General features: G+C 62.1%; 27 protein-coding genes, 1 other RNA gene and 1 pseudogene. 15 read left to right on the top strand and 14 right to left on the bottom strand.

What is annotated here, in order from left to right; all coding sequences use genetic code 11:
* Positions 1-1,655: biotin/lipoyl-containing protein (locus tag D3227_RS08185; protein ID WP_120013588.1), on the top strand; the 1,655-nt coding region annotated here is incomplete at its 5' end.
* 268 nt (positions 1,656-1,923) lie between these two features.
* The gene (locus D3227_RS08180) at positions 1,924-2,184 is read left to right on the top strand and encodes a DUF2312 domain-containing protein (protein ID WP_006204859.1); all 261 of its coding nucleotides are present in this window, start codon (positions 1,924-1,926) and stop codon (positions 2,182-2,184) included.
* A 276-nt stretch (positions 2,185-2,460) separates the two neighbouring features.
* Here D3227_RS08180 and D3227_RS08175 read toward each other — a convergent pair whose 3' ends face one another.
* Positions 2,461-2,799, bottom strand: a complete 339-nt coding sequence (locus tag D3227_RS08175; RefSeq protein WP_147377585.1) for a hypothetical protein — start codon at positions 2,797-2,799, stop codon at positions 2,461-2,463.
* A gap of 475 nt (positions 2,800-3,274) precedes the next feature.
* On the opposite strand from D3227_RS08175, the gene D3227_RS08170 reads away from it, so the two are divergent.
* Complete coding sequence (locus D3227_RS08170) at positions 3,275-5,458, top strand: TonB-dependent siderophore receptor (protein ID WP_120013586.1); 2,184 nt, start codon at positions 3,275-3,277, stop codon at positions 5,456-5,458.
* A 108-nt stretch (positions 5,459-5,566) separates the two neighbouring features.
* Entirely contained in the window at positions 5,567-6,019 is a 453-nt protein-coding gene (locus D3227_RS08165) for a hypothetical protein (protein WP_120013585.1), read from the top strand.
* A gap of 89 nt (positions 6,020-6,108) precedes the next feature.
* Here the strand turns inward: D3227_RS08165 and D3227_RS08160 are convergent, their stop codons facing one another.
* On the bottom strand, positions 6,109-6,618 hold the full coding sequence (locus tag D3227_RS08160; protein ID WP_120013584.1) for an arsenate reductase ArsC: 510 nt from the start codon (positions 6,616-6,618) through the stop codon (positions 6,109-6,111).
* Between the two features lie 208 nt (positions 6,619-6,826).
* Between D3227_RS08160 and D3227_RS08155 the strand changes: the two genes are divergently transcribed.
* Entirely contained in the window at positions 6,827-7,171 is a 345-nt protein-coding gene (locus D3227_RS08155) for a hypothetical protein (protein ID WP_167480638.1), read from the top strand.
* A gap of 138 nt (positions 7,172-7,309) precedes the next feature.
* Here D3227_RS08155 and msrB read toward each other — a convergent pair whose 3' ends face one another.
* The 5 genes from msrB to D3227_RS08130 all read right to left on the bottom strand — a co-directional run bounded on the left by msrB (position 7,310) and on the right by D3227_RS08130 (position 11,194).
* Positions 7,310-7,714, bottom strand: coding sequence for a peptide-methionine (R)-S-oxide reductase MsrB (msrB, locus tag D3227_RS08150; protein ID WP_120013583.1), 405 nt, complete (start codon positions 7,712-7,714; stop codon positions 7,310-7,312).
* Between the two features lie 100 nt (positions 7,715-7,814).
* Positions 7,815-8,612, bottom strand: coding sequence for an MBL fold metallo-hydrolase (locus D3227_RS08145; RefSeq protein WP_120013582.1), 798 nt, complete (start codon positions 8,610-8,612; stop codon positions 7,815-7,817).
* Between the two features lie 18 nt (positions 8,613-8,630).
* Positions 8,631-9,821: a vWA domain-containing protein gene (locus tag D3227_RS08140; protein ID WP_120013581.1), complete on the bottom strand. Its 1,191-nt coding sequence runs from the start codon at positions 9,819-9,821 to the stop codon at positions 8,631-8,633.
* 8 nt (positions 9,822-9,829) lie between these two features.
* Positions 9,830-10,276: a GNAT family N-acetyltransferase gene (locus D3227_RS08135; RefSeq protein ID WP_120013580.1), complete on the bottom strand. Its 447-nt coding sequence runs from the start codon at positions 10,274-10,276 to the stop codon at positions 9,830-9,832.
* Positions 10,277-10,354: 78 nt separating this feature from the next.
* On the bottom strand, positions 10,355-11,194 hold the full coding sequence (locus D3227_RS08130) for an AAA family ATPase (RefSeq protein ID WP_120013579.1): 840 nt from the start codon (positions 11,192-11,194) through the stop codon (positions 10,355-10,357).
* 146 nt (positions 11,195-11,340) lie between these two features.
* Between D3227_RS08130 and ssrS the strand changes: the two genes are divergently transcribed.
* The 6 genes and pseudogenes from ssrS (at position 11,341) to D3227_RS08100 (ending at position 14,548) form a co-directional block, all read left to right on the top strand.
* Positions 11,341-11,496: non-coding RNA, 6S RNA (gene ssrS, locus D3227_RS08125), on the top strand.
* A gap of 96 nt (positions 11,497-11,592) precedes the next feature.
* Complete coding sequence (locus D3227_RS08120) at positions 11,593-12,174, top strand: 5-formyltetrahydrofolate cyclo-ligase (RefSeq protein ID WP_120013578.1); 582 nt, start codon at positions 11,593-11,595, stop codon at positions 12,172-12,174.
* A gap of 62 nt (positions 12,175-12,236) precedes the next feature.
* The gene (locus D3227_RS08115) at positions 12,237-12,686 is read left to right on the top strand and encodes a DUF3592 domain-containing protein (protein ID WP_120013577.1); all 450 of its coding nucleotides are present in this window, start codon (positions 12,237-12,239) and stop codon (positions 12,684-12,686) included.
* 29 nt (positions 12,687-12,715) lie between these two features.
* Positions 12,716-12,802, top strand: a pseudogene (locus tag D3227_RS42595) (5-formyltetrahydrofolate cyclo-ligase); the annotation flags it as partial.
* 74 nt (positions 12,803-12,876) lie between these two features.
* Positions 12,877-13,701 (top strand): TIGR00282 family metallophosphoesterase, encoded by an 825-nt coding sequence (locus tag D3227_RS08105; protein ID WP_120013576.1) that lies wholly within the window; start codon positions 12,877-12,879, stop codon positions 13,699-13,701.
* Positions 13,702-13,780: 79 nt separating this feature from the next.
* Entirely contained in the window at positions 13,781-14,548 is a 768-nt protein-coding gene (locus D3227_RS08100) for a TerC family protein (protein WP_006200155.1), read from the top strand.
* A 49-nt stretch (positions 14,549-14,597) separates the two neighbouring features.
* On the opposite strand, the gene D3227_RS08095 is transcribed toward D3227_RS08100, so the two are convergent.
* The 4 genes from D3227_RS08095 to D3227_RS08080 form a co-directional block, all read right to left on the bottom strand.
* Complete coding sequence (locus tag D3227_RS08095) at positions 14,598-15,065, bottom strand: SRPBCC family protein (RefSeq protein ID WP_120013575.1); 468 nt, start codon at positions 15,063-15,065, stop codon at positions 14,598-14,600.
* 26 nt (positions 15,066-15,091) lie between these two features.
* A complete protein-coding gene (locus tag D3227_RS08090; RefSeq protein WP_120013574.1) occupies positions 15,092-15,454 on the bottom strand; it encodes a hypothetical protein in 363 nt (120 codons plus the stop codon).
* A 62-nt stretch (positions 15,455-15,516) separates the two neighbouring features.
* The gene (locus tag D3227_RS08085) at positions 15,517-15,909 is read right to left on the bottom strand and encodes a VOC family protein (RefSeq protein ID WP_120013573.1); all 393 of its coding nucleotides are present in this window, start codon (positions 15,907-15,909) and stop codon (positions 15,517-15,519) included.
* Positions 15,910-15,937: 28 nt separating this feature from the next.
* Positions 15,938-16,420, bottom strand: coding sequence for an SRPBCC domain-containing protein (locus D3227_RS08080; protein WP_120013572.1), 483 nt, complete (start codon positions 16,418-16,420; stop codon positions 15,938-15,940).
* Between the two features lie 51 nt (positions 16,421-16,471).
* Between D3227_RS08080 and D3227_RS08075 the strand changes: the two genes are divergently transcribed.
* The 3 genes from D3227_RS08075 (at position 16,472) to D3227_RS08065 (ending at position 18,095) form a co-directional block, all read left to right on the top strand.
* Complete coding sequence (locus D3227_RS08075) at positions 16,472-16,795, top strand: ArsR/SmtB family transcription factor (RefSeq protein ID WP_120013571.1); 324 nt, start codon at positions 16,472-16,474, stop codon at positions 16,793-16,795.
* Between the two features lie 224 nt (positions 16,796-17,019).
* Positions 17,020-17,769 (top strand): YebC/PmpR family DNA-binding transcriptional regulator, encoded by a 750-nt coding sequence (locus D3227_RS08070; protein ID WP_120013570.1) that lies wholly within the window; start codon positions 17,020-17,022, stop codon positions 17,767-17,769.
* Positions 17,769-18,095, top strand: a complete 327-nt coding sequence (locus tag D3227_RS08065; RefSeq protein WP_120013569.1) for an Rdx family protein — start codon at positions 17,769-17,771, stop codon at positions 18,093-18,095. The genes D3227_RS08070 and D3227_RS08065 overlap by 1 nt, the downstream gene beginning before the upstream one ends.
* A gap of 32 nt (positions 18,096-18,127) precedes the next feature.
* On the opposite strand, the gene D3227_RS08060 is transcribed toward D3227_RS08065, so the two are convergent.
* A complete protein-coding gene (locus tag D3227_RS08060) occupies positions 18,128-18,607 on the bottom strand; it encodes an anthrone oxygenase family protein (RefSeq protein ID WP_120013568.1) in 480 nt (159 codons plus the stop codon).
* 1 nt (position 18,608) lies between these two features.
* The gene (locus tag D3227_RS08055) at positions 18,609-19,445 is read right to left on the bottom strand and encodes an NAD(P)H-binding protein (protein WP_120013567.1); all 837 of its coding nucleotides are present in this window, start codon (positions 19,443-19,445) and stop codon (positions 18,609-18,611) included.
* Positions 19,446-19,556: 111 nt separating this feature from the next.
* On the opposite strand from D3227_RS08055, the gene D3227_RS08050 reads away from it, so the two are divergent.
* Complete coding sequence (locus D3227_RS08050) at positions 19,557-20,201, top strand: TetR/AcrR family transcriptional regulator (RefSeq protein ID WP_120013566.1); 645 nt, start codon at positions 19,557-19,559, stop codon at positions 20,199-20,201.
* A 91-nt stretch (positions 20,202-20,292) separates the two neighbouring features.
* Here D3227_RS08050 and rpmE read toward each other — a convergent pair whose 3' ends face one another.
* A complete protein-coding gene (gene rpmE / locus D3227_RS08045) occupies positions 20,293-20,514 on the bottom strand; it encodes a 50S ribosomal protein L31 (protein WP_006200144.1) in 222 nt (73 codons plus the stop codon).
* Positions 20,515-20,671: the final 157 nt, after the last annotated feature.

Genomic DNA, 20,671 nt, shown 5'->3' with positions numbered 1-20,671 from the left:
GGCTGTCGCTGGTGCGCGAGGCGGCGCCCAACCTCTTGCTGCAAATGCTCCTGCGCGGCGCCAACGGCGTCGGCTACACCAACTATCCCGACAATGTCGTGCAGCATTTCGTCCGCCAAGCGGCTAGCGGCGGCGTCGATCTGTTCCGCGTCTTCGACTGCCTGAACTGGGTGGAGAACATGCGCGTCGCCATGGACGCGGTCGGCGCCGAAGGCAAGCTGATCGAAGCGGCGATGTGCTATACCGGCGACATACTCGATCCGGCGCGGGCCAAATACGACCTCAAATATTATGTCGGGCTGGCGAAGGAATTGCAGGCCGCGGGCGCCCATATCATCGCGGTCAAGGATATGGCCGGGCTGCTGAAGCCGAGTGCGGCGCGCGTGCTGTTCAAGGCGCTGCGTGAGGAGACCGACCTGCCGATCCATTTCCACACGCATGACACGTCGGGCCTGTCGGCGGCCACGGTGCTGGCGGCGGTGGAGAGCGGTGTCGACGCCATCGACGCAGCGATGGACTCCTTCTCGGGCAACACTTCGCAACCGTGTCTCGGCTCGATCGTCGAGGCGCTCAAAGGCACCGAGCGCGACCCCGGCCTCGACCCGCAATGGATCCGCCACATCTCGTTCTACTGGGAAGCGGTGCGCAACCAGTATGCCGCGTTCGAGAGCGACCTCAAAGGACCGGCCTCGGAAGTCTATCTGCACGAGATGCCGGGCGGGCAGTTCACCAACCTCAAGGAGCAGGCGCGCTCGCTCGGTCTCGAAACGCGCTGGCACGAGGTGGCGCAGACCTATCACGACGTCAATCTGATGTTCGGCGACATCGTCAAGGTGACGCCGTCGTCCAAGGTCGTCGGCGACATGGCGCTGATGATGGTGAGCCAGGACCTGACCGTCGCCGATGTCGAGAACCCGAACAAGGACATCGCCTTCCCGGACTCCGTGGTGTCGATGCTGCGCGGCGATCTCGGCCAGTCGCCCGGCGGCTGGCCTGAGAAGCTGCAGAAGAAGGCGCTGAAGGGCGACAAGCCAATCATGACGCGGCCGGGCTCGCTGCTCAAGCCAGCCGATCTCAAGGCCAGCCGCAAGGAGATCGAGCAGAAGCTCGAGCGCAAGCTCAGCGAGTACGAATTCGCCTCGTGGTTGATGTATCCGAAGGTGTTCTCCGACTTCGCCGCCACGCAGGAGATCTATGGGCCGGTCAGCGTGTTGCCGACGCCGACCTATTTCTACGGCATGAAATCGGAAGACGAGATCTTCGTCGACATCGAAAAGGGCAAGACGCTGGTGGTGCGCTGCCTGGCGATCGGCGATGTCGACGAGAAGGGCATGGTCACCGTGTTCTTCGAGCTCAACGGCCAGCCACGCCGCGTGAAGGTGCCGGACAGGGCGCATGGCGCCTCCGCCGCCAAGGCACGGCGCAAGGCCGAGCCGGGCAACGAGGCGCATGTCGGCGCGCCGATGCCGGGCGTCGTCTCCGCGCTTGCCGTTGCCGCCGGCCAGGCGGTCAAGGCCGGCGACGTGCTGCTCTCCATAGAGGCGATGAAGATGGAAACGGCGCTGCATGCCGAGCGCGACGGCACCGTTGTCGAGGTGCTGGTCAAGGCCGGCGACCAAATCGATGCCAAGGATCTGTTGATCGCCTTCGGCTGAGACCTTCTCCATAATTCTACTCCGGCGGTCACCTGACGCGGTTTTGTGCGTTTCCGGTGACTCAAATGTCCGCTGCGCTCCGGTTCTCGACAACCACGCCATCTGACTCGCCGGAGCGAATTCTGAAGAAGGTCTTGGGCTGGCGGCAACCCTTCGTGTCGCACCGATAACGGCTTGACCCGTGCCGCCCGCTCGGGCATCGAACTCGCTCGAATTTGCCGCGGCGAGAATCGCCTGATCGCGGCGCAGAAAAGACGTGGAGAAAAAGATGGCCGACGATATCACCGAGACCAGCCAGACTGTTGCCGCCGGCCAGCTACGCGCCTTCATCGAGCGTATCGAGCGGCTCGAGGAAGAAAAGAAGACGATTTCCGACGACATCAAGGAAGTGTTCGCCGAGGCCAAGGGCACCGGCTTCGATACCAAGGCGATGCGCTCGATCATCCGGCTTCGGAAAAAGGATCAGGCCGAGCGACAGGAAGAGGAAAGCATCCTCGACCTCTACAAGGCCGCTCTCGGCATGGTCTGAGACCGGTCCGCTTCCGCGACCCTTTCTGTGGAGAGCCTCGGCGTTTGGCTTCGTCCCGCATTTGCCGGCACTTAGGCTTGAGGCGATTGCCATCGCGCGCGGCCCGCGCAGAATAGTCTGCCGAGCATTCGAAACGCGCTGTCGCGCCGGAGCCCGCAGGCTCGCAGGAAGGGGCTATCCCGGCGATAGAGCCAAGCCTAGATCTCGGCGAATTCTGCCGGGCGCATCTCTGGGCTTAGCTCCAATGCCCTACTTCAAAGTAGCCGCTGCACGGGTTCAAATTCCATGTTCACCAGCCGCCACAGCTGGTGCCTGGACTTTGGAAGGTGCATGCGCGATGGCAGGTCTTTGGCAATTCGCATCGGCAGCGCTTGGTGCATCGACGCGCATGGCATTGACGGCGCAAGCAGCGCCGGTTTCACCGCAAGCGCCGGCAGATCGCTTCGCGGGCGAGGGCGATATCGTCCTTGTCGGCACGAAATCCGTATCGACTTCGAAATCGTCCAGCTCGTCGAAATCGACGTCGAGGAGCTGCTCCGGCGGCTCTTGCAGCAGTGACAGGGATCGCGACCGCGACAGAAGTACAAACGGCAGCACGTCGACCAGCACCAGCACCTCGACGAGCTCGTCCAGCAACTCGAATTCCAATTCGAACTCGAACTGATCGAACCCGTCTCAACGCTCCAGAGCCCGCTCCAGCCCGCTTCTCGCGGCGGCAACGCAAGCGGCTGCGTGGGAGACGGCCAGCTGGGGCCTGAGTGCCCCCTCTTTTGGATTTCTATTGGTTTGGCTTCGCTAAGCTGAACCGTCGCGAGGCTACCGCGCGGGTCGCCGATGCCGTTTGGAACTCGGCGCCCACCTTGGCGGGGCGGTCGATGCCATGGGTTCGCAACGCGGCTCCCCGGTGCCCATTTCCGGCATCCTTCGTTGCCTCGCATCTGGAGCGCGTTTTTCCTTCCCAATGCCTTATAACCGATTGACTAAGAAACATGACTATTCTAGTCAACATTGAACTTGACTCGAGAAGTCAACAATTCGCAGGCGCCGGTGACCGCCGCCCGCGGCGGCCAAAGCAGTGGGGCATATCGAGATGGCATTTCATCGTGGTGGCGACGTGGCTGGACGTGGCGGAGTCCTTTACCGGAGAAGGCTGATTGCAACGACCTGCCTGTCGACGCTGCTTTATGCAGGTCATGCAGCGGCACAGGAAAGCGGCGCTCCCGCATCGGACGGCACGACGGTGCTGGAGCAGATCAAGGTGAGCGACAAAGCCGCCCAAAGCGATTCCCAGGAGGACAGCAAGACGGTCGTGGCCAAGCGCAGCTCCGGCGCGACCAAGACGGACACGCCGCTGATCGAGACGCCGCGCTCCGTCTCGGTGGTGACACGCAAGGAGATGGAACAGCGTGGCGCACAGGACATCATCGAAGCGGTCCGCTACTCGGCCGGCGTGACGACCGGCGCCTATGGCTTCGATCCGCGTTTTGACCAGATCTACATCCGCGGCTACAGCACGACGACGATCGGCGACTACAAGGACGGCCTGCGCCAGCCATACATGAACTACGGCACCTTCCGCACCGACCCCTATTCGCTCGAACGTGTCGAGGTGATCAAGGGGCCGGTATCGGTCCTCTACGGCGCCGGCACGCCGGCCGGCATCATCAACAAGGTGTCGAAACTTCCCACCGAAGAGAAGATCCGCGAGGTAGAACTACTCTACGGGACGCAGGACAGGGCGCAGGCGGCATTCGATGCCAGCGGCCCGGTTCAGGAGGGCAGCAACGATTTTCTGTACCGGGTCGTCGGTCTGGCGCGGAACGGCGAAACCAATTTCGACATCGCCGACGACCGTTATTTCCTGCAGCCTTCGCTTACCTGGGCTCCGGATGCCGCCACGTCGTTCACGATCTACGGGCTGGTGCAGGCCGACGAGACCGACACCGACGTCGGAGCCGTGAAGGACCCGTCGGGAAAGATTCTCCAGCTGCGCTCCAGCGATCCGGACTATGACTATCAGAAGGTGCGGCAGCAGCAGATCGGCTACAGGTTCGAGCACGAGTTCGACGGCGGCATCACGTTGCGCCAGAACCTGCGCTATTCGCATCTGGACCTGCAGTCGCGCTATCTCAGCATCTACAGCTGGACCGGCACGGTCGCCCATCGCGGCGCGAGTTCGATCCGCGACGAGATGAACGTCTTCCAGGCCGACAACCAGCTCGAGGCCAAGTTCGACACCGGGCCGCTGGCGCACACGGTGCTGTTCGGTCTCGACTACACCAACGTGACGTCTTCCTTCGGCTACGGATTGGATCTCGTCACCAACCCGGCCTACGATTTCGATATCGCAAATCCTACCTATGGTGTCTCCGGCCCGACCCCGGATTACACTTTCACGCAGTCCGACGCGGATCTGCGGCAGACCGGCCTCTATGTGCTGGACCAGATCGAAATGGACAAATGGCGCTTCACGCTTGGCGGCCGTCAGACCTGGGTCGAGCAGACGCGCGTTCAGCTTCTGAGCGACGGCTCCGAGGATGTGAAGAAGGACGCTTTCAGCGTGCAGGCCGGCGCCCTCTATCTGTTCGACAACGGCGTCGCGCCTTTCGCCAGCTATGCGACCTCGTTCGAGCCGATCACCAACCAGTCGGTGTCGGGCGGCATCCTCAAGCCCCAGGAGGGCGAGCAGTTCGAACTCGGCGTCAAGTACCAGCCGCCGGAAACCGATATGCTGCTCTCGGCGGTCGCCTATCATCTTGTTGAGAAGAACAAGCCGGTCGTCGTCAACGCCAATCTGGGGACATACCGTTCGCTGGGCGAGGTGACCAGCAATGGTCTGGAGCTGGAGGCCCGCGCCGCCGTCATGGACGGGCTGGATGTGATCGCTGCCTATACCTACAACCATGCCGAAATCACAGCAGGCGACAGTGTCGGCAATGCGCCGGCCGTCACGCCCGAGCATGTGGCGACCCTCTGGGCGAACTACACATTTGATCAGAGCTCGACCGTTTCGGGGCTGTCGGTGGGGGCCGGGGTGCGGTTCCTCAGCGAGACCTATACGGACACCGCCAACACCAGCAAGAATGATGCGGCCATTTATCTCGATGCCTCCGCGTCCTATGATTTTGGCGCCATCGACAAGAAGTATGACGGCGTCACCGCGGCCTTTGCCGTGCGCAACATCGCCGATGACCGTGCGACGGTGTGCAACGAAGGCTATTGCTATCTCGGCCAGGGCCGCAACATGACGGCGTCGCTGAAGTATCGCTGGTAGGTTCCGTGCGCCCAGGCGATGGCCGGGCGTGATCGTTGCATGTCAGCATGATGGTGTGATGTAAGGCAGCCTCGGCTATCCAAGGCTGCAACGAGCATCGAACCAACCATGAGCGAATTCGATTTTGGCGCCCGCCGCGGTTCGGAATTCCGGCATCGCGGCTTCTGGGCGCTGTTTGCGGAACGGCATCCGGAAGAAAGGGCCAGGCTGGCTCGGCGCGGGCCCTGGTTCTGGCAGCGCGGGCTGCCGGACTTCGCACTGGTCCTTTCCATGTATGTCGCGCCGGCGCAGAACCATGTCGGCGTTTTCTTCGGTCGCAATGAGAAGTTCGGTGCTACGGAAGCCTGGTCGCGGTTGAAGCCGTTCCAGCCGGCGATCGAAGACAGGCTGAAGCTCAGGCCGGAACAGAGTTGCGACGGCCTCGGCATCAATTCGCTGTGGCGCGTGAACTGCTTCGCCGAGGACAACTGGCCGGCCATGGCCGACTGGCTGGTGACGGAGGCGTCGCGAATCGAGCGCGCCGTGATCGAGGTGCTCGGAGATGGCGACGACGGTCCATGAATCGCCTCGCCGCCATTGTTCGCCAGCCCTGCTTGCGCCTGCGGCCATCCCGATAGGATCGCGATGGCCGCAACCGGGTCAGGCCTAGTTTAGTTCGGCTTCGCCTGGTCGCGGCCGATCTCGTCCAGATGGTTTTGCAGCGTCAGATGGTCGAGCGCGTCCACAGGCAGGTTGGTGAACAGCGAGATGCGGTTGTTCAGCATGCGATAGGCATCGGCGAAGGCAAGGTGCATCTCGGCGTCGGTCCCCGCCGCCTTGGCCGGGTCTGGTATAGCCCAGAGCGCCGTCATAGGGTGGCCGGGCCAGATAGGGCAGGTCTCGTTCGCGGTGTTGTCGCATACCGTGAAGACAAAGTTCATTTCCGGTGCGTCAGGCGCTGCAAATTCGTCCCAGCCTTTCGAGCGGGCAAAACTCGTATCGTAGTTGAGGCTTTCCAGCAGTTGCAGCGCATAAGGATTTACCGTGCCTTTCGGCTGCGAACCGGCGGAGAAGGCCTTGAACTTGCCGGCGCCGATCCGGTTGAGGATGGCTTCCCCCATGATCGATCGCGCCGAATTGGCGTTGCAAAGAAACAGTACGTTGTAGAAATTGTCGCTCATCTCAAGACCTCCCTGGCAGGCGACTGGATGATTGGCCGGCAGTTCCGGCAGGTGCCGATGATGCCGACAGGGGCGACGTAGGAAGGTTTCACGACGGTTTGATGACAATCGTTCAAATAATAGTCTCGCGCATGCCCGACGATCGCTTCGCGTCGACGTGCTTGTGGCGTTCTGCATGTCGGCGGCCGTCAAAAAGAAGGCCGCGGCAATGAGTGCTCCTGAGCCCTTCGCAGGCGAAGGTGGCAAGGCAGGCCGCATGCCGGGCTTCTTCCGCTCGCGCTGGCAGGGCTCGGTGCCGCTCGATCGTCTGTTCTGGCGCGACCTGGTGCTTGTCGGCACGGCGATCAACATCGCATTGTCGGTGGTGGCGCTGATCCTGCTCGGGATGAAGCTGTCGCTCGCCGTGGTTCTGGCGGTGCATTTCCTGCCGGTGCCCTACAATATCTTCCTGACCTTTGCCGTCTGGCGCACCGCGGAAAAATCCGGTGGTGCCAAGGCCTCGCTGATGATGCTGGGTTCCGCGCTTTGGCTGATCCTGGTGGTCGTGGTCTGACAGGCACGTCTCAGATCATTGTTGCCGGCGAAGAAAAAGGCGGCCGAAGCCGCCTTCCATTCTGATCGACTTGCCGCTTATCTCTTTGCTTGGACGCAATTCCGGACGGAAAACCGTTCACACTTTTCCTGGAATTGCTCAGGCGGCCGGTTCGAATTTCAGCGCTACGCCGTTGATGCAATAGCGCAGGCCGGTCGGCGGCGGGCCGTCTTCGAAGACATGGCCGAGATGGCTGCCGCAGCGGGCGCAATGGCATTCGGTGCGGACCATGCCGTAGCTGCGGTCGATGGTGTTCTCGACGGAGCCCGGCACCGGATCGTTGAAGCTCGGCCAGCCGGTGCCGCTCTCGAACTTCAGCTTGGATTCGAACAGCGGCTGGTCGCAGCCGACGCAGGAAAAGGTGCCGGCGCGCTTCTCGTAGAGCAGGGCGCAGCTTCCCGGGCGCTCGGTGCCATGGTTGCGCATGACGGCATATTGCTCCGGCGTCAGCCGGGCGCGCCATTCGGCGTCGGTGCGGGTAACGGGGTAGGCGTGGGTGTCCATTTGATCTCCTCAGCCTTGGCGACTTGTTGTTGGTTGCAACCTATGTTCGCACCAACATAGGCATTTGTTACGGATTTTGCCCGCATTTTCGATCTTGTTTTCAGGCAATGGCTGCGAGATAGCGTGTGACCGAAGCGGCGAATGCCGCTTTCGCACCGCCGATGATGTTCTGGCCCCACCAGGCACCATAGATATGGTCGAACTCGAATGGCTCCAGCGCCACCGCGATGCGGCGTACCGCCGCCGCGTTGAGCGGAATCTGGTTCGGGTAGCTGTACATGAAGCTGACATGGCGGCGGGTCGGCGTGACTTGCAGGATGTCGCCGGACAGCAGGGCGTTGCCGCTGTCGCGCTTCCAGTGCATCACCTGGCCACCAGCAAAGTGGCCGCCGCAGCGGATAAGTGTCAGCAATGGATTGATGGCAAGCCTCTCGCCTTCCCAACTGACGATGGCAGGATGTGGCCGCATGATCCACTGACGGTCGTCGGCATGGAGGTAGATCGGCACGCCGCCAAACGCTTCGCTCCACTCGACCATCACCGAATAATAGTGAAAGTGCGAGATGGCGATGGCACCCAGGCCGCCACGCCGGTTGATCTCGGCCACCGCCTCGTCGCTTACCATCGAGATGCAATCCCACAGCACATTGCCGTGCGGCGTCTGCGCCAGCAGAGCCCGCTGGCCGATGGCGAAACGCGGCTCGATGCCGAAGGCGAGCACGCCGGCATCGTCCTTCATCACAAGCCGATGCGTGGCGGCGAGCTCTTCCGACGTGATCCAGGCCTGGCCCTCCCAGCGCACAAATTGACGCTCGTCCTCGCAGATCGGGCAGTGTTGCGGAGGCGCTTCGGTCGCTGCGAACTGGACACCACATTGCAGGCAGAGGAAGCAGGTCATGGTGGCTCCGGGAATTGCTCAGTGCTTACGCGAAAGCTGCTTCGTCGCGGCCTCGAGCCCGGCCAGCGTCAGCGGAAACATGCGGCCGCCGAAGATGTCGCGGATGATCGTGATCGAATGGGTAAAACCCCAGTTCTTCTGGTTTTCCGGGTTGAGCCAGACGGCATTCGGCCATTGCTGCAGCAGGCGAGCCAGCCAGATGGCGCCTGCCTCCGGATTCCAGTGCTCGACCGAGCCGCCGGGATGGGCGATTTCGTAGGGGCTCATCGAGGCGTCGCCGACTATGATCACCTTGTAGTCCGGCCCGTATTTGTGAAGCAGGTCGAAGGTCGGGATCGTCTCGGTGAGACGGCGGCGATTGTCCTTCCACACGCCCTCGTAGAGGCAGTTGTGGAAATAGAAATATTCGAGCTGGCGGAACTCGGCGCGAGCGGCCGAAAACAGCTCCTCGATGCCCCTGATGTGGTCGTCCATTGAGCCGCCGACATCGAAGAACATCAAGAGCTTCACCGCATTGCGCCGTTCGGGACGCGTCTTGACGTCGAGATAGCCGTGCTCGGCGGTGGCGTGGATGGTGCCGGGCAGGTCGAACTCTTCCTCGGCACCCTCGCGCACCCAGCGGCGCAGGCGCTTCAGCGCGATCTTGATGTTGCGGGTGCCGAGCTCGACGGCATCGTCGAAATTCCTGAACTCGCGCTTGTCCCAGACCTTCACAGCGCGGCGGTGGCGGCTTTCGTGCTGGCCGATGCGCACGCCTTCTGGATTGTAGCCATAGGCGCCGAAGGGTGAGGTGCCGCCGGTGCCGATCCATTTCGAGCCGCCCTGGTGCCGGCCTTTTTGCTCCTCAAGCCGCTGCTTCAAGGTCTCCATCACCTTGTCGAAACCGCCGAGCGCCTCGACCAGTTTTTTCTCCTCGTCGGTCAGATGCTTTTCGGCGAGCCGGCGCAGCCACTCCTCGGGGATGTCTGCGACGTCGATCGCGTCCGTCCCGGCCAGCGCCTCGACGCCCTTGAAGACATGCGCAAACACCTGGTCGAAACGGTCTATGTGACGCTCGTCCTTCACCAGGGTGGCGCGGGCGAGGTAATAAAAACCCTCGACGTCATAGTCGACCAGCCCGGCCTCCAACCCCTCCAGCAGCGACAGGTATTCCCGAAGCGAGACGGGAACCCGCGCGGCCTTCAATTCGAGGAAGAAGGCGATGAACATGGCGCTATCTACAGCAAATCGTACTCGATGAAGCCGGTCCGCCGCGCGACATGGTCGTAGAGTTTGCGCGCGGTGGCGTTGGTTTCGTGGGTCATCCAGTAGACGTTCTTGACGCCGATCTTGCCGGCCTCCTGCTTGACCGCTTCGATGAGGGCCGCACCCACGCCCTTGCCGCGCACCTCCGGGTCGGCGAACAGGTCCTGCAGATAGCAGTTGTTTTTGTCCGACCAACAGGAGCGGTGGTAGAGATAGTGGGTCAGGCCGACAGCCTTGCCGTCGAGCACGGCGATGAAACCCTTTGGCTCGAACTCGCCCGCCGTGAACAGCCGCTTCCAGGTAACGGCATAGACCTCTTCCGGCAGCTTGGTCTCGTAGAAGGTCAGGTAGGCGGTCCACAGGCGCTGCCAGTCGGCATGGTCGGACTGCGCCAAGGGGCGGACGGTGATCTCGGTCATTTCATTTCCTCCGAAGGTTCGGGCCTGAAGCTGCCTCCCTGTTCTGCTGCCGGCAACGGTCCACAGCCAGGAAAAGCACTACCCCTGCCGTCTCGCCATGAAGGCCAGGCGCTCGAACAGATGCACGTCCTGTTCGTTCTTCAGCAGTGCGCCGTGCAGCTTGGGTAGCGCGTTCTTCGGGTCGGCGCGCAGATCCTCCGGCGCGATGTCATCGGCAACCAGCAGCCGGATCCAGTCGAGCGCCTCGGAGGTCGATGGCTTCTTCTTCAGGCCCGGCACATCGCGGATCTCGAAGAACTGGGTCAGCGCCGCCCGCACCAGGTTCTGCTTGATGCCGGGATAGTGCACGTCGACGATTCTGTGCAGCGTGTCGACATCGGGAAAGCGGATGTAGTGGAAGAAGCAGCGGCGCAGGAAGGCGTCCGGCAGTTCCTTCTCGTTGTTGGAGGTGATGATGACGATCGGCCTGACCGCAGCTTGGATCGTCTCGCCGGTCTCGTAGACGAAGAACTCCATCCGATCGAGTTCCTGCAACAGATCGTTGGGGAATTCGATGTCGGCCTTGTCGATCTCGTCGATCAAAAGCACGACCTTCTTGCCGGCCGCAAACGCCTCCCACAGCTTGCCGCGCTTGATGTAGTTCCTGATGTCGTTGAAGCGGTCGTCGCCGAGCTGGCTGTCGCGCAGCCGCGAAACGGCGTCGTACTCGTAGAGGCCTTGCTGCGCCCTTGTGGTCGACTTGACGTGCCATTCGATCAGCTCGAGGCCGAGCGCTGCCGCCACCTGGCGGGCGAGTTCCGTCTTGCCGGTGCCGGGCTCGCCCTTGACCAGTAATGGCCGTTCCAGCGCGATCGCGGCGTTAACCGCCACCATCAGATCCTTGTCGGCGACATAGGCCGCCGTGCCTTCGAAACGCATTTTGGCTCCTTGGTTCGATCGAGCCGACCGTAAGGAGGCGGCCTGGCCGGCGCAAGGGTGGGTTGGCGGTGGCGGGGGCCTGAACCCAGCGTGGAAAGAATGCCGTCTCTCTGGCGCTTGGCCGCCCATCGGCCTATATTGGGGTCGGCGGTCTGCGCTTCCCGGCAGGAGACACTTTTCCCCGGGGCCTTAACGATCCTTAGGGAGCTGTCCCTGGGAAGACCCGTGGGTTTTCTCACACGGCGCCCACCTACTTTGTAGGCACCCGGGATCGACTTCTCCACCGGTTGTGTGGATCGTCACTTGTCGCAAGGCAGCCGCACATTCCGGTGGATCATGCGGTAGAAAACGTCGCTCCCAACACTTCATCCAGATCTGACCTTTTCTACCTTGGCCGCATGACATCTTCGAGAGTCCTGAAAAAACAGCTGCGCAAGGAAGCGCTTGGGCGTCGCGATGCGCTCGACGAATTCTGGCGGGTGGAAATCGCGCTCGAAATGGCCGAGACCGCGCGCGACCAGATCGCCGTCGAACCGGGCCAGATCGTCTCCGGCTTCTGGCCGATGCGTTCGGAAGTCGACGTCCGACCGCTGATGTTTGCCTTGCGCGAAAAGGGCGCTAGGCTTTGCCTGCCGGCGATCCTCGACAAGACCACCATCGTCTTTCGTGAGCTGGTGCGGGGCGTGCCGATGGTCGAGATGGGGTTCGGCACGGTCGGCCCGCATGAGGAGGCTGCTGTGCTCGATCCTGCGGTGATGCTGGTGCCGCTCGCCGCTTTCGATGCGCGCGGCCACCGCATCGGCTACGGTGCCGGCTACTATGACCGCGCCATCGCCAAGCTCGTCGACAAGGGCCAGCCGCCGCGGCTGATCGGCATCGCCTTCGATTGCCAGGAGGTGGCACAGGTGCCGGATGAGAACCATGACGTGGTCATTCCGGAAATACTGACCGAGAGCGGGCTGCGTCGCTTCGATAGATGATGATCTGCTTAACGCGATTCTAAGACATTTCGGATAGTACTTCTGCAATACAATCCGATTCGATGGCAGCAATAGCTGTGGTCTTAATGCGTTTCCTCCTGATGCCGTTCGCTCTGATCGCGGTAGTGCTGTTTGCGATGGGATTGCACATCACCGGAACCACCCTGTATCACAAAGCCGCCTGGTATCAGACGGTCGCCACCGTGACGGATGTCGATCCCTACACTGAAACGAAAAGAAACGGCCTAACGATAGATGGCATCAATGTCGCCGTTACCTATGTGGTTGACGACGCGCCGATGACTTGGTCCGGAAAGGGAAAGATCATCGGTCTTTATGCGGCGTCCATAGGCGACAAGGTAGAATTGTACTACGACCCTGCCGATCCATCGAACCTCGATACCGCCGCAATGAACGGCTGGCGCGTTGGGCTGTTGCTCATTGCCGCTACCGGGGGTTTCAGCGCCTTCTACGTCTGGTTCTTCTGGCTACGCCGGCGGAACGCGCCGTAGACGCCGCCTAGCCCGATCGCGTTGCGGGCGCGCAGGTGCCGGATGAGAATCACGGCGTGATCATTCCGGAAATAGTCACCGAGAGCGGGTTGCGTCGCTTCACCCCGCAATTGTAGATAGTCTTGGGGTGCATGGTCTTTTGCGGAAAGTCATGCAGCTGGTGCTTCATGGACTTTCGGCTCGGGATCTTATGAGACTTCTCTTCCTCGGCGACATGGTTGGCAAGACTGGACGCACGGCGGTGTGGGAACAACTTCCCGGCCTGATCGCCGACTTCAAGCTCGACTTCGTCATCGTCAATGGCGAGAATGCCGCTGGCGGCTTCGGCATCACCGAAGAGATCTTTCGCGACACGATCGCGGCTGGAGCCGACGTCGTCACCACCGGCAACCATGTCTGGGACCAGCGCGACGCTTTGGTGTTCGCGCCGCGCGAGGAGCGTTTCCTGCGCCCATCCAATTTCCCCAAGGGAACGCCGGGGCGCGGCTCCGGCGTCTACATCGCCAGGAACGGCGCGCGCGTGCTGGTCGCCAACATCATGGGCCGCGTGTTCATGCACCCCGAGCTCGACGATCCGTTCCAGGCCGGCGAGCGCGAACTGGCGGCATGCCCGCTCGGCGAACAGGCCGATGCGGCGGTCATCGACTTCCACGCCGAGGCGACCTCCGAAAAAATGTGCTTTGCGCATTTCGTCGACGGCCGTGCCAGCCTCGTCGTCGGCACCCACACCCACCAGCCGACCGCTGACCACCAGATCCTCAATGGCGGCACCGGGTACATGTCCGACGCCGGCATGTGCGGCGACTATGATTCCTCGCTCGGCATGGACAAGGAGGAGCCGCTCAACCGGTTCCTGTCGAAAGTGCCGAAAGGGCGGTTCGAGGCGGCGAACGGACCGGCGACCCTATGCGGTGTCGGCGTCGAGATTTCCGATCGCACCGGGCTGGCCGAGAAGATAGCGCCGTTTCGTCGCGGGCCGCGGCTCGAGGAAACTGCGCCATCCTTCTGGTCGTGACATTGATATGAGCGTTGGCAGTCCCTAACTGCCGACGAACTCCGCCAAACTGCTCTAGATCGTAGAGGGGACGACCTCCATGCAGCTCATCGAATTCCTGGCGCCGCATTTTGCCTTTGTCTCGGACCCGACCGCCTGGGTCGCGCTGCTGACACTGGTGGTGCTGGAGGTCGTGCTCGGCATCGACAATCTGATCTTCATCTCGATCCTCACCAACAAATTGCCGGAAGCGCAACGCGCCCGCGCGCGCCGGCTTGGCATCTCGGCGGCGCTGATCATGCGGCTGGTGCTGCTTGCCACCATCTCGATCATCGTCCAGCTGACGACGCCGGTGTTCACCGCGCTTGGCCACGGATTTTCCTGGCGCGACCTGATTCTGATCGCCGGCGGCCTGTTCCTGGTCTGGAAGGCGACCAAGGAAATCCACCACACGGTCGATCCCGACGACCACAAGGACACGATGCTTGGCGAGACGCTGCAGATATCGCTTGCCGGCGCCATCTTCCAGATACTGCTGCTCGATCTCGTCTTCTCGATCGATTCGATCATCACCGCCGTCGGCATGACCGACGAGATTGCCATCATGTACATCGCCGTGATCGTGGCGGTCACCGTGATGATGCTGGCGGCCGGGCCGCTCGCCGACTTCATCGCCAAGAACCCGAGCATCGTCATGCTGGCGCTGGGCTTCCTTTTGATGATCGGCATGACACTGATCGCCGACGGCATGGGCTACCATGTGCCCAAGGGCTACATCTATGCCGCCATGGGGTTTTCGGCACTGGTCGAGGGCCTCAACATGTTGGCGCGGCGGCGGAGGAAGGCAAGGTCCGGCGGCGGGCACTGAAGCTGCAATTCCGGACGGAAAACCGCTACACACTTTTCCGGAATTGTTCTTAGCTTGCTGGCACGCCCTTCGGATGGCGATCGCTGATCAGCCTCAGCGTCAGACCCTGCTCCAGCCAGCCCTTGGCGCTGGCCAGCACGAGTGAGAAGCCGCCGGTCGAATCGATCGCCTGCCTGACCTGTTCGTCACCACTGCCGGCGAAGCCGAAATTGCGGACCTCGAGAAAGGTGGCGTTGCCTGGCATTTCGGTGAAGGTCCAGACCACCGTTGTTTGTGGATCGCTCCACTGCATGACGATCTTCTTGTCCTTGACGATCTCGCTGACATCGACCGCCGTCGAGACTCCGTACATGCGCCACTCCCACTGAACCGGCTTGCCTGCGTCCAGCCGGCCGCTGCCGTGAGTGAACCAGAACTTCGTGGTGACGGCCGGATCGACGATCGCTTCAAACACCTCGGCAACAGGCCGCCTGATCAGCATGGCAGTTTCGGCGGTTGGCGCTTCGTGGATTTCCATGACGGTCTCCTTTCAGGCTTTGGGGTTCACCATGCGTCGGGTTCGCGCACCATGTGGATGATGCCGACCGGATTGGTGATCCAGAAGCCATGGAAACCTTCGCCCAAGGGCTCGATGGCGTCACAGCGCACAATGCCGGCCTTGGCGAAATGATCCGCGGCCACCGGGAAATCGTCTGTGAACAATTCCAGCCAGATTTCGGCCTGGCTCATCATCGGCGCTTCATCGATCCACAGGCGGTTGGGGCCGAGTTCGAAGCCGATTGCCGGCGCCTTGGTGGTGAATGGCTTCAGGCCGACGACGTCGCGGTAGAAAGCGATCGTCGCCTCATACTGGTGCGGCGGAACTTTCATGGCGATGTTGACGCCGCCGGTGATTTTCGTGGTCATTGCTGGCTCCACTTCCTGCGTTCAGATGTTGTTTCTTCATCAGCCGGCGCGGCCCGCGCTCGCTACGCCAGATTGACCTGCCAGGAGACTCCGAACCTGTCGTTCAGCCATGCGAAACGGCGGCTGAAGCCATAATTGTCGGGCGGCATCAGGAACGCGCCGTCCTTTTCCATTGTCTCGACAATGCAGTTCAGCTCCTGCTCGGAGGAACAATCCACGTAGAGCGAGGCCGACGGCGTGAAGGTGAAGGCATGGTGGACGGGGCTGTTGTAGACCATCACTTCCAGGCCGCCGATGGACACACGTGCCAGCTTGAGCGTTCCTTCAGGGCCGTCTTCGCCGGGGCCGTAACGGGTGACGTCAAGGACGCTGCTGTCGGGAATGGTCTCGCAGTAGAGGGTCATCGCCTCCTCAGCCTTGCCCTCGAACATCAGGAATGGCGTTACTCTCTTCATCGCAGGCCTCCGTCTTCATCACGGTCGCTCAGATATTGGTCTCGTTGGCGGGTTCGCCCTTCATCTCGCTGCGGTAATAGCCGTCGCGCAAATTGATGCCGTATTCGACATAGGCCTTCATGCAGGCCAGCATCTGCGACCAGCCTTCGCAATTGAGGTAGGACTTCTTCAACCCGACCTCGCCCTCGTGCCAGCCGCTTTCGGCGATGGTGACGAAGGTGCCACCGTCGTCCAGCGGCTCGAAATTCATTTCGATGCGCGTCTTATAGGCCGGCTTGCCGTCGGCGTCGGTAGCATCCCAACGCAGCACGATGCGGCTGTCTTTCGCGACCTCGTCGACTTCGACAGGCACCGTCTTCCACCATGTTACGGTAGTGCCCGCCACCAGCGGTGCGCTGGCGCCGCCTATGGTGGTGAAGTAGCCGCTGAGCTTGTTCGGATTGACGACCGCGTCGAAGACTTCGTCGACCGGTTTGCCGATGCGTCCGGAGATCCTGAATCCAAGGGACATATCCACAGCTCCTTCCTTGATCTGCCCGACAATATGTTATAGAAACATAACATGTCAAGCCGATCGCAAGACGACAATGTTTTCAAGGCGCTGGCGCATCCACGCCGGCGCGAATTGCTGGACCAGATGAAGGACGCGCCGCGCACCACCGGCATGCTGTGCGAGGCCTTTCCCGACATGGACCGCTGCACCGTCATGCTGCACCTCAAGGTGCTGGAGGAGGCCGAGCTGATCGTGGCGCGGCGCGAGGGGCGCGAGCGCTGGAACCATCTCAACGCGCTGCCGATCAAGCAGATCCATGACCGCTGGATCAGTCAGTATGCCGGCCACGCGATCAGCATCATCGACCGGCTGAAGTCCGATCTCGAGGGCTGAACGGCTGCGGGCCAGGCCCGTCGGGCTGATCCCGCCCATGTCGCCAACGGCGCGGCTGGACGAATTGAGCCGATTTATTTATAAGCCGGCCATTCCGACAGAGATCGCCGTATGTCCAATCGGGCGTACCAGGGGCGTTCTGAAATTTGAATTCGAGCATTTTCGCAAACGCCGGGTGAATCCGCCCGGCCGCAAATGCTCTAGCCGAAGACGACAGGGGTGCCATGGCTGGCCATTCACAATTCAAGAACATCATGCACCGCAAGGGCCGCCAGGACGCGGTGCGGTCGAAAATGTTTTCCAAGCTGGCGCGCGAAATCACCGTCGCCGCCAAGACCGGGACGCCGGACCCGTCGATGAATCCGCGCCTGCGCCTTGCCGTGCAGAACGCCAAGGCGGTGTCGATGCCGAAGGACAACATCCAGCGCGCCATCAACAAGGCGTCGATGGGCGACGCCGAAAACTACGAAGCGGTGCGCTATGAAGGCTACGGGCCGGGCGGCGTGGCGCTGATCGTCGAGGCGCTGACCGACAACCGCAACCGTTCGGCCTCGAACGTGCGCGCGGCCTTCACCAAGGCCGGCGGGGCGATGGGCGAAACCGGCTCGGTGTCGTTCATGTGGGATCGCGTCGGCGAAATCTATTATCCGGCATCAGTCGGCAGCGCCGAAAAGGTCATGGATGCGGCGATCGAGGCCGGCGCCGACGACGTGCAGTCGGACGAGGAAGGCCACACCATCTATTGCGCCTTCGAAAATCTCGGCGAAGTCTCCAAGGCGCTGGAAGGCGCGCTCGGCGAGGCTGAATCGGTGAAGCCGATCTGGCGGCCGCAGAACAATATCCCGGTCGACGAGGAGCGCGCGCAGTCGCTGATGAAGCTGGTCGCCACGCTCGAGGACGACGACGACGTGCAGAGCGTCTACGCCAATTTCGAGGTCGACGACGAGACCATGGCGAAACTCAGCGCGGCGTGATGAGCGAAACGCCGCTGCCCACCATCCGCATCACATATTGCACGCAGTGCCAGTGGCTGCTGCGCGCCGGCTGGATGGCGCAGGAACTGCTCTCCACCTTTGGTACGGATCTGGCCGAGGTGACCCTGGTGCCCGGCACCGGCGGCATCTTCACCATCAGTTGCAACGACACGCTGGTCTGGGACCGCAAGCGCGATGGTGGCTTTCCGGACGCCGCAAAGCTCAAGCAATTGGTGCGCGACGTCATCGATCCGGATCGCGATCTCGGCCATGCCGACCGCAAGGGCCACACGTCAAAGGATGACACGCAAAAAAACCCCGCCTGAAGCAGTGTCTTTTGCATTTTGGGCCGTCATTTTCAGAGCAATGCGAGAATGAAGCAGGCCATCGCGTCGATCGCGGTGACAGTGCGGACATGGTTCCACATCACCCAGTTGGTCAGATAGTTCGTCCACACGGTGGCGCCGTTGGTGCTGGCCGGATCGACCGCGGCCAACCCATCGTTGAGCGGTACGTTGAAGACCATGGTAACGATCGGGTTGCCGACGAGATAGAGCAGCGCGCCGGCGAGCAGCCAGAACGAGCCCGGCTGGCCCCAGCCGATGATCGCGCCGGCAATGAGCACCAGGCAGACCAGCCCGGTGCCGAAAAGCGCGGTCATGAACAGCGGCGTAATCACGGTGATGTTGATCGAATTCATGGCAGCGATGCCGCCCGCGGCGGGCAGGCGGGCAAGCGCCGGCATGACGAAGTTGGAAAAGGCGAAGAAGACGCCGCCGACGATGCCCGAACCGAGCGCGGCGATGAAGATGAGGGTGGGAAGAAGCTTCGCGATCATGTCAGTTGCTCCAGATGCCAGAGGCCGCGGTTTCGGTTGTATAGGCGGAAAAGTCTTTTGGCGCACGGCCGAGAACGCGTTGGACGCCGTCGGCCAGCGCCTCGTTGCGGCCGTCGAGCACCTCGGTGAAGAGCTCGTTGAGCAGCCAGGCAAACTCGGCCGGCAGCTCGTGCGCGGCGATTGCGGCGGCGAACTCGGCATGCGAAATCTGCTTGAAACGGATGTTGCGGCCGGCGGCCCTGCCGATCTCGGCGATTGCGTCGGCGAAACTCAGCAGCCGCGGTCCGGTCAGTTCATAAAGCTGGCCGACATGCCCTTGCTGGGTAAGCGCCACCTCGGCAGCGTCGGCGATGTCGTCTGCATCGACAAAAGGTTCTCCGACATTGCCGACCGGCAACGCCACCTCGCCTTCGAGCAAGGGGCCAAGCAGAAAGCTCTCACTGAAGTTCTGGGCAAACCAGGCACAGCGCAGGATCGTCCAGTCGGCGCCCGAAGCCTTCAGTATCTGTTCGGCGCGCTGGGCCTCGGTTTCGCCCCGCCCCGACAGCAGCACCAGCCGCGTGATGCCGTTTTGCACGGCAAGATTGGCGAAAGCGCCGACCGCTTCAGCGGCACCCGGCACGGAAAGATCGGGATAGTAGCTGATGTAGACGGCGCCCACGCCCTGCATTGCCGGGGCCCAGGTCGCGCTGTCTTCCCAGTCGAAAGATGGGGCGCCGGAGCGTGAGCCGATGCGCACCGGAAGGCCACGCGCCGTCAGCCGCTCGGCGAGGCGGCGGCCGATCTTACCGGTGCCGCCAAGGATCAAGGTCGGATGTTTTGCTGTGTCAGTCGTCATCTCGGCTTCCTCTATTACAAATATGAGTAATCCTCACATTTGCAAAACGTGATAAACCCTCGTATTTTGCGAGTCAAGCCAGTTTGTCGAAGAATGTTTCCGGAGAGAGCCATGGAAGGCAGGTCCGCCGTGTCGCCGCAACAGGATGGGCAGGTTACATCGCCGCGCCGGGCGCCCAGCCAACAGCGCAGCCGCGAGCGGGTCGAGCGGATGCTGGCCGCGGCCTCGGCGTTGATCGCCGAGCAGGGCAGCGACGCCATGCGCATGGGCGAGGTGGCGGAGAGGGCTGGCGTGTCGATCGGCTCGCTCTACCAGTTTTTCCCGGACAAGCGGGCGATCGTCTGGGCGCTGGCCGAGCGCTACACCGCCGAAAGCCAGGCCTGTATCGCGGCCGCGCTGAAGGATGTCGGCGACGCCGAAGGCTTGCGGCAGGCGTTTTCGGAGCTGGTGGACATCTATTACCGGCTGTTCCTGGCCGAACCGGTGATGCGCGACATCTGGTCGGGCACGCAGGCCGACAAGGCGCTGCGCGAACTGGAGCTCGCCGACAGCCGCGCTAATGCCGAATTCCTCATCGCGGTGCTGAGGCGGCTGCGTCCGGCCGCCGACCCGGTGGCGCTGGAGACGACGGCGTTTTTCGTTTGGCAGATGGGCGAGGCCGCCATGCGGCTGGCGATCTCTGTCGATCGAGAGGAAGGCGACAGGCTGGTCGCGACCTACAAGCGCATGGCGCTGCGCGAACTGCTTGCAGAGTAGGCTGCGACCTCGGCTGAGAAGCGGCAAGGCTCAGACAACAAAAAAACCCGCCTCGAAGGCGGGTTTTTGATTCGTGAAGGACCGATGCGGCTTAGATGCCGAAGCCTTCGAAACGCTTCTTGAACTTCGACAGACGGCCGCCGCGGTCGAGCAGGGTCTGCTGGCCGCCGGTCCAGGCCGGATGGGTGGTCGGGTCGATATCGAGGTTCATCGTATCGCCTTCCTTGCCCCAGGTCGAACGGGTCATGTATTCGGTGCCGTCGGTCATGACGACCTTGATCGTGTGGTAGTCGGGATGGATGTCGGTCTTCATGGTTCTGTTCCTGGCTCGCAGGCGCTGTCGACGGGCCGATGGCCTGCGTCGATGCGCCCCTTTTTAAAACTCGAAGCCGCAGCTATTGAGGAGCCACGGCTTCTAAAACGGTCGGCGAGCCTATACATCAGCCGGAATTGAATCACAAGGCCGCGGC

It is taken from the genome of Mesorhizobium waimense, from assembly GCF_003601975.1.
Lineage (GTDB): Bacteria > Pseudomonadota > Alphaproteobacteria > Rhizobiales > Rhizobiaceae > Mesorhizobium > Mesorhizobium waimense.
This window is presented reverse-complemented; position numbering and strand designations above follow the sequence as displayed.